Origin of the sequence: Pseudoalteromonas sp. SG43-7 (genome assembly GCF_014164295.1) — a bacterium.
GTDB classification, from domain to species: domain Bacteria; phylum Pseudomonadota; class Gammaproteobacteria; order Enterobacterales; family Alteromonadaceae; genus Pseudoalteromonas; species Pseudoalteromonas rhizosphaerae.
Map to the genome: position 1 here is coordinate 1 of NZ_JACJEY010000097.1, position 7,338 is coordinate 7,338.

Below are 7,338 nucleotides of genomic sequence, written 5' to 3' on the forward strand. Positions count from 1 at the left end.
AATTAAGGGGGAAAGTTATAGGATCAAAGAAAAGAAACAAGCCGGATTAATGGAAAACCTTAATAAATAGTGGATCATTATTCAAATGGTGGAGTGGATCACTTTTCGGTTGTTGTTGACACTTATGACCTATTTAACGAACAGCCTTGTGAAATAGATATCCGTCCTGATGTTGAAACCGAGCGAGCCTTTTTACCGGGTAGTCACACACTTGGAGATACGTTATTACTTGCTGATGCAGGGTATTTTGATTTAGATTACTTTGAGCAAGTATCTCAAGATGGCGGCTACTTTTTGGTTAGAGCGAATAAAAACATCAACCCAACCGTCACATCTGCTTATTGCGCGGGCGTAGAGCTTAAAGAAAAGCATATTAAACTCAAAACATTGCTCAAAAAGCGTGCTAGTCAGCCACTTGAGTTAACAGTACGCTGGAAGAAAAATGGACCCGAGTACAGGCTTATTTATCTACCCGATGAAAAACGCCCTATTTTCCTTGTTACTAATTTAAAAGAAACACAGTTTAACTTTGATGAGTTACTCGATATATACGCGACTCGTTGGCAAATCGAGTTACTTTTCAAAGAGCTAAAGTCATGGAATAACCTTAAGGGATTCATCACAAGAGACCCACACATTGCAGAATCGCTGGTTTGGCTGAGCATACTGCAAACACTTATCAAGCGGTTTATCTGCCATAGTGCAGCGACGATATTTAAGTGTGCGATCTCGACATTTAGAGCGAGTAAGTGCAGTTATCTTTGGCTGGATGATATTCTGGATTGCATAGAGCAAACACAGTGTAATCGTAAGGTACACCGTGTACTTAAGCTACTAGCGGTAAATTGTAAGCGGCAATCCATTGAAAAAAATAATGACATGTGCCGTTTTAAAATAGGAAGTCACACGATCTGTGTTCCTTAAGAACTAAGCTATGAGGGTGGATTAGCATAAATTTAATCCCCTAAGTTTTAAAAATCACTGAAGCGGTGCAGCCCTTTTCCATATTATTTGATATGTTAAATGTCCACTGGTATTTTTCACATATATCTTGAACAATTTTGAGGCCTATACCAAACCCTTCATAGCCGCGAGGTTGTTCATTTAGGCCTAATCCATCATCAATAACATCTATTCTTTGTTCAGAAATAAATAAATTTACACTACCTTCAATACTGCAATTAATAGCATTTTTTAATAAGTTACATACTACTGCTGAAAATAGTAATGGGTGCGCATGTAATGAAAATTCATTCTGTATGTCATAATGGAAATTTACTTGATTTGCTTTGATAGTAGGGGAAAAGTTCTTAACTATTTTGTCGATAAACGTGTCTGATATTGAAACGTTACTGGTATTTGAAACTTCGTCTCTAGCAAGTAATAGGAAAATATGAGTTAACTGCTCCATTTCTATTACAGCATCATCTATTCTAGTTAATTGCTTTGTAGTCTTATCATTATTTGCTCGTCTTAAAACACTTACACCGCCTCGAATCACCGTCATAGGAGTACGTAGTTCATGACTAATATACCTAGTAAAAGTTTGCTCCCTAATAAATGCAGAATATATTCGCTTACGATAGCTATTAATGCTAGCAAGCATCATTTCTAACTCAAAAGATAATTTTCCATTAACAGATAAAGGTTTACTAACTTCATGTGAATCATATTCAAGCATTTCAGCTAACTCTGAAAACGGAGAGCTTATCCGCTTTGCCATTTTAATAATAAAAAATGCAGAGCCAATGAATAAAATCACACCTGAAGAAAGTATCATAATTTGGAAAATTGCAAAGTATGTATCGTCCCACTCTATTTGGTCGACATCCTCAATGGCATAAGCAGTAATTTCATCATTATTAATTTTTATTTTTTGCGCAAATACAGTGAATTCACTGTCGTCATCAAAATGAATACTTTGGATACCCAGCCAGTCGACGTTAATTTTATCTTTAATTTTTTTTGGTAAAATTTCATACGTATTATAGATTGTTAATATCGGATCTATTTTTATTTTTATTTTTGTATTTTCGCTTTTTTGAAAAAGTTTTAGGTGATAGGGAGCTTTTAGTGCCAAACGCTGTTCACTGGCTTGATTTTCAGTGTACAACACCGTGTAATAAAATAAGCATCCATAAAAGGCTAATAATATCAAAGCGCCCAATAGATATACTTTTATAATTATTTGACTAATTGGTTTACTTTTAAACATTACACTCACTCAATCTGTATCCTGTTTTAGGTATAGTTTCTATAACATCTTTGTCATAAGGCTTATCGATTTTGAGTCTCAATTGGTATATGTGTTTTCTAAGTATGTCTTTATCAGGTAGCTCATCTCCCCAAATACTATCCTCTATCTCTTGCCTAGAAACTACATTGGGTGCTTTAGTTATTAAAAGCTTCATAATTTTGAAACAAGTTGGGGTCAGTTTGATTTCACTCCCTTCTCTCCAGACCTGACAAGTTTTGAGATTAATTGTAACAGGACCGAAAATAACTGTTTTTGCAAAGCCATTTCCTGAACTCCTTCGAACAGCATTTATTATTCTAGCTTCCAAAAGTTCTAAATTAAAAGGTTTGACTATATAGTCATCAGCTCCTATTTTGAGCCCTTGTAACATGTCACTATCGGTATCTCTGGCCGTAAGCATTATGATAGGAGTATCATATCCTTCAGCTCTAAGCCGATGACATACTGTTATACCATCAATACCGGGAAGCATTATATCTAAAATAATACAGTCAAAGTTGTTTGACTGAGCTAATGCAAGACCTAACGTGCCTGTCGCTGCAAAGTCTAATTCAAACTCTGAACCTTCAAAGTAATCAAATATAACTTCGGCAACAGTATGACAATCTTCAATCAGTAGAATTTTCAATAGACACCTTATTTTCAAATTTATCGTTGCATACTAATAGGTAACGTACAGTGGATTTTTCTTCAACAACACAATGAGCGTCAAATAAATCTTTAAAAATAATAAACTCGTCCTGCTTTATAGCAATATATATTTTTCCACTACTGTTAACTAAGTCTCGTAAATATGCTTTTTCATTTATTTGTTTAGCTCTACCATTTGAATAAAACTGTCCACTAAATGGGCGTTTATTCCAATAATACAAAGGGGCTTCTTTAAACGATTTTTGATGTAATTCGAGTAGCTTATGTTCGCTTTTGTGCTCCCATGCACCCTTTAGCAGTGCACTTAACATAGCTATTAAGGTTAAAACCGTAAATAAAGCCAAGTAATTGCATAGCTTAGTAAATTTTATGTTTAAGGCTATCAGTATAGCTAATGCACTAAAACCAGGTAGCACATAGATTGGCAACACATTACCAGCTAAAGTAAATAGTAATAGTGGCGAAATCACCCAACAAATAAGGTACTTATTTATATTTGGCTGGTCGGGTTCTTTTCTAAGTGCTTTTTTAATATTTTCTTTTTTGAATAGTAGTCCTAAAGCTAAAAATGACCAAGGGCTTGCGCACAGTAACCAATAAAACCAAATTGTACCTCTAGGTTTAACGTGCGCTGTGCCATAAAGATCGCCTTCCCATCCAGATACAAGGAATCGCTGAATATGTTCACCAACTATAAAATATTCTAAAAAGCCCGGAGTACGTATTTCGGCTAGAATGTACCAAGGTAAAGTTAGACCTAAAAAAACGAACATCCCACTTACCCAAGGCAAGCGTCTTATAGCTACTTTAAAGCAGCCTTGCCAAGCGCTCCAAACAACGAGTGAAATCCCTATAAGCACGACAGCAACAGGTCCTTTAATTAGCATACCGAGCGCTAAAGAGACAAAAAATAAATAGCCATAAAGTTGGTTTTTTTGAGCATAGCATTGCCAATAGCTAAACATTGCAAGGGTATAAGCAAGAAGCAAAGCACTATCCGTCATAACCATGCCAATAGCAACGATAAACCCTAAGCTAGAAACTAGCACCAATATAGATAAAACACTTTTACTTAAATTCGTCAGGGATAATGTGAATCGAAAGACCAAGTAACAGGTTAATAAACCACACAATAAGTGAGGTAAACGAGCAGTAAACTCATTTATACCTAAAAAATTAAAACTAATGGCACTCAGCCAGGTTTGAATTGGAGGTTTCCCCCAAAATGGCACGTCGTAATCAAACTGAGGGGTAACCCAGTTACGAGTTTCTACCATGATACGAGCCATTTCCCCATACCTAGCCTCAGTTGTATCGTAGAGAGGGAAAAGTCCTAGTGAGACAAGCCTTATAGCGATCAAGGAAATAATAATTGCTAAAGCCCAATATACTGTAGAATTTATTTTATCAGCCATGTTTTTTCACCATGCCGTTCTGACTCTTTTGGCTTTGTTTATCCATTATTAAATATATAGGACGCCCTTTGGTCTCAGCATAAATACGTCCAATATACTCACCTAAGACGCCTATAGCTATCAGTTGAACTCCCCCTAAGAATAACTGGGTCAACATTATCGAAGGGTAACCCGCAACGGTTTCTCCAAAGAATAGAGTCTTGGCAACAACCCATAAGCCATAAAAAAATGCGGATGTAGATATTAAAGTGCCGACCCAGGTCGATATTTGTAAAGGCTTTACACTAAAAGCTGTAATGCCAGATAGGCCTAACTTTACCAGCTGAAAGAAAGACCACTTTGTCTCTCCTGCAACGCGTTCAGGACGCTCAAAACTAATTGTTGTTTGCTTATATCCTGGCCATGAAAGAATTCCTTTCATATAGCGGCTTCTTTCTGATAATTTCTTTATATCATCAACAACTCTTCTACTTAATAGCCTAAAATCACCTACGTCCTTTTGTAATGGAACCTCAGATAAATGGTCAAGTAACCTGTAATAAATGTGAGCGCTCCAACGTTTTAAGCGTGACTCACCTAAGCGGGATGACCGTTTCATATTTACAACATCAAAACCTTGTTTCCATGCATTTAGCATTTTAGGAATAAGTTCAGGTGGATCTTGTAAATCAGCATCCAATAAAATAATAGCTTCACCTCTAGCATTATCTATACCAGCGGTCATCGCGGCTTCTTTACCAAAGTTACGACTTAAGTTAATGCATTCAATATCGGCATAATGATTGGTTAAATTTGACATTGCATTCCAGCTATCGTCAGTACTTCCATCATTAATATAAATGACTTCCACATGCTCGTTTAATAACAAGCTTAGAGCTTTCGATAGGTGGTGATTAAAGATAGGCAGCATTTCTTGCTCGTTATAAACAGGCACTATGATGCTCAGCGTTATATCTTCATTAACAGACTTAGGGTGTTCGACCAGTTTCATTAAGCTCTCCAATAATTTTACAAAGCAAGCTTAAAACAACCTGAGTCTATAAAAAGTCAATGCATCAAGACAATTTATAGACATCTTCTAATTAATAATGGCTCTACGATTAATTATTTAATGCTTAATAATGCAGCAACTAAAAAAATTTTGTTTTGTAGGAGGTGCAGGGTTCATTGTTGATAGTTTTATTTTTTTTATTTTAGTAAATCATATCGATTCAATTATAACCGCACGCGCAATAGCATTTTGGCTAGCAGCTAGCACAACATGGTTAGGTAATAGAGTTTACACCTTCAATAACCAGGCTTATGAAAGCGCTGTAAAACAATGGAGTAAGCACATGTTCGCAGCTCATTTATCTGGCGTAATCAATTTAATAGTTTTTTGGATAGCCAAAGAGCTTTTCTTAATTCACTTCGCTTTTTGCTTAGGAATTATGGCCGGTTTGGTAAGTAACTACCTTTTAGCTAATAGGTTTGTATTTACTAAAAATTCTAACGAAAGAAAAAACAACTTCCTTCTCAATAAAATTAGGGACTAGAAATGCAAGTCAATAAAGTGAAAATAATCACTGTTCTTATTACTTTTAGCGTAGCAATTTGTGCATTAATTATTTTGGCAACACCTCCCAAACTGCCTTTATCATCCAGTAATAACAAAGCTTTAGTAGTCAATATATTAAAGGCTAAACCTCAAGAATTTACACCCAGTTATCAAGCTTATGGCCGAATAGAAACACCAAATATTCTAACTTTATTTGCACAAGTCGAAGGTGAAATTTTATTCCTTAATAATAATTTTGAAGTTGGTAGTCGAGTAAATAGGAGTGAAACTATTTATCATATTGATGATGAGGACTATAAAAACCAGCTACAAGCTCGATTGGGAGAGCTTAAAGTAGCAGAAGCTAACTTAAAGCTTGAGCTCGGTGAGCAACGCTTTTCGAAAAGTGAATACAAAAGGGTTAGACCTAAAAAAGACAGCCCTAATTTAAAACTACAAGAATCATTAATGTTGCGAAAGCCTCAATTAGAAATAGCTAAAGCTAATATTTTAATTGCAACAAGCAACCTAGAACTCGCAAAAAAAAATTTAGAACGTTGTAAATTTCAATCTAAAGAAAACTACGTCGTTTTAGAAAAGAGCGCTTACCAAGGCGACTTTGTTAAAAAGGGAGATAAGATTGGTACTTTTGCTCAACTCTCTGAGCTTAGGGTAAGCTTATCAATACCTCACGATGTTGCTTCAGTATTGTCTATTGGTCAGCGGTTTAAGGTTTAAGGTTTAAGGTTTAAGGTTTATCGAGACGATAATACATTTTTTAATGCCCATATATCTCAAATACCTCCAACACAAGCGCTAACTAGCCAACTACAAAGTGTTTATCTAACTGTAGATAATGACAGTGGAACGCTGATGATAAATGAATTTGTGGCCGCAGAGCTAACTTTACCTACTTTTAAAAATGTACTTAAAGTTCCTTTATCTTCTATTGATGGCGACAAGATTTGGCTCGTCGATAAGAACAATCAATTGTTTTCGAAAAGGGTTAACGTAATTTGGAAAAATAAAGAGAGTATCATAATCAAAAATATTCTAGAGGAAGGGATGTCTATAGTAAAAAACAAAGTGTCTGGTGCTAAAAATGGATTGAAAGCTGATATTAGCAACGGAGAGCTGTAATGAAAAATAGTAAAGCGGAGTTTTTCAAGTTAGTTGTCGCCTCAAGTTAAATTTTATGCCACCCGCATTTCTTCTTTTTTCTCAGGATTTAAATTTACTTCCTTAATTATTGACCAATCGCGTGATTTTCCTGACCAACGACCAGGGTTATTCAATCTAGCCGCATCGTTTACCTGCTGGCGCTTGGCTAATATTTCTTTATCTAAACCTAAGTGACGCTGATTTGGCGTGACAAATTTTATACCGCTGTGCAAATGCTCGTTATTGTACCAATCTACAAACCCTGCCACCCATTTTCTTGCTGTGCTTATTTCTGCAAATGGCTTTTCTGGGTAGTC

8 protein-coding genes and 1 pseudogene are annotated in these 7,338 nt (G+C 35.7%); 4 read left to right on the forward strand and 5 right to left on the reverse strand.

Annotation, left to right across the window (positions count from 1 at the left end):
* The first annotated feature begins 69 nt into the window (after positions 1-69).
* Positions 70-924: an IS4 family transposase gene (locus H5200_RS22405; protein WP_182762703.1), complete on the forward strand. Its 855-nt coding sequence runs from the start codon at positions 70-72 to the stop codon at positions 922-924.
* 40 nt (positions 925-964) lie between these two features.
* On the opposite strand, the gene H5200_RS22410 is transcribed toward H5200_RS22405, so the two are convergent.
* Genes H5200_RS22410 through H5200_RS22425 form a run of 4 tightly spaced genes read right to left on the reverse strand, consistent with a single transcriptional unit; the run spans position 965 to position 5,314 of the window.
* Positions 965-2,215, reverse strand: coding sequence for a HAMP domain-containing sensor histidine kinase (locus H5200_RS22410; RefSeq protein ID WP_182740896.1), 1,251 nt, complete (start codon positions 2,213-2,215; stop codon positions 965-967).
* Positions 2,208-2,885, reverse strand: a complete 678-nt coding sequence (locus H5200_RS22415; RefSeq protein ID WP_182719598.1) for a response regulator transcription factor — start codon at positions 2,883-2,885, stop codon at positions 2,208-2,210. Before H5200_RS22415 ends, H5200_RS22410 begins: the two co-directional genes overlap by 8 nt.
* Positions 2,866-4,323, reverse strand: coding sequence for a glycosyltransferase family 39 protein (locus tag H5200_RS22420; RefSeq protein WP_182740895.1), 1,458 nt, complete (start codon positions 4,321-4,323; stop codon positions 2,866-2,868). Before H5200_RS22420 ends, H5200_RS22415 begins: the two co-directional genes overlap by 20 nt.
* Positions 4,316-5,314 (reverse strand): glycosyltransferase family 2 protein, encoded by a 999-nt coding sequence (locus H5200_RS22425; protein WP_182719600.1) that lies wholly within the window; start codon positions 5,312-5,314, stop codon positions 4,316-4,318. Before H5200_RS22425 ends, H5200_RS22420 begins: the two co-directional genes overlap by 8 nt.
* Before the next feature lie 130 nt (positions 5,315-5,444).
* Here H5200_RS22425 and H5200_RS22430 point away from each other — a divergent pair, with 130 nt between their 5' ends.
* The 3 genes from H5200_RS22430 (at position 5,445) to H5200_RS22440 (ending at position 7,000) form a co-directional block, all read left to right on the forward strand.
* Positions 5,445-5,858 carry a GtrA family protein gene (locus tag H5200_RS22430; protein WP_182719601.1) on the forward strand — a complete coding sequence of 138 codons (414 nt, stop codon included), beginning with the start codon at positions 5,445-5,447 and terminating at the stop codon, positions 5,856-5,858.
* 2 nt (positions 5,859-5,860) lie between these two features.
* Positions 5,861-6,598: an efflux RND transporter periplasmic adaptor subunit gene (locus H5200_RS22435; RefSeq protein WP_182762705.1), complete on the forward strand. Its 738-nt coding sequence runs from the start codon at positions 5,861-5,863 to the stop codon at positions 6,596-6,598.
* 135 nt (positions 6,599-6,733) lie between these two features.
* Positions 6,734-7,000, forward strand: a complete 267-nt coding sequence (locus H5200_RS22440) for a hypothetical protein (RefSeq protein ID WP_182762707.1) — start codon at positions 6,734-6,736, stop codon at positions 6,998-7,000.
* A 53-nt stretch (positions 7,001-7,053) separates the two neighbouring features.
* On the opposite strand, the pseudogene H5200_RS22445 reads toward H5200_RS22440, so the two are convergent.
* Positions 7,054-7,338, reverse strand: a pseudogene (locus H5200_RS22445) (integrase core domain-containing protein); the annotation flags it as partial.

Coding starts and splice junctions, on each gene's coding strand:
- H5200_RS22410 (WP_182740896.1), bottom strand. CDS start 2,215: ATGTTTAAAAGTAAACCAATTAGTCAAATAATTATAAAAGTATATCTA.
- H5200_RS22420 (WP_182740895.1), bottom strand. CDS start 4,323: ATGGCTGATAAAATAAATTCTACAGTATATTGGGCTTTAGCAATTATT.
- H5200_RS22425 (WP_182719600.1), bottom strand. CDS start 5,314: ATGAAACTGGTCGAACACCCTAAGTCTGTTAATGAAGATATAACGCTG.
- H5200_RS22430 (WP_182719601.1), top strand. CDS start 5,445: ATGCAGCAACTAAAAAAATTTTGTTTTGTAGGAGGTGCAGGGTTCATT.
- H5200_RS22435 (WP_182762705.1), top strand. CDS start 5,861: ATGCAAGTCAATAAAGTGAAAATAATCACTGTTCTTATTACTTTTAGC.
- H5200_RS22440 (WP_182762707.1), top strand. CDS start 6,734: ATGATAAATGAATTTGTGGCCGCAGAGCTAACTTTACCTACTTTTAAA.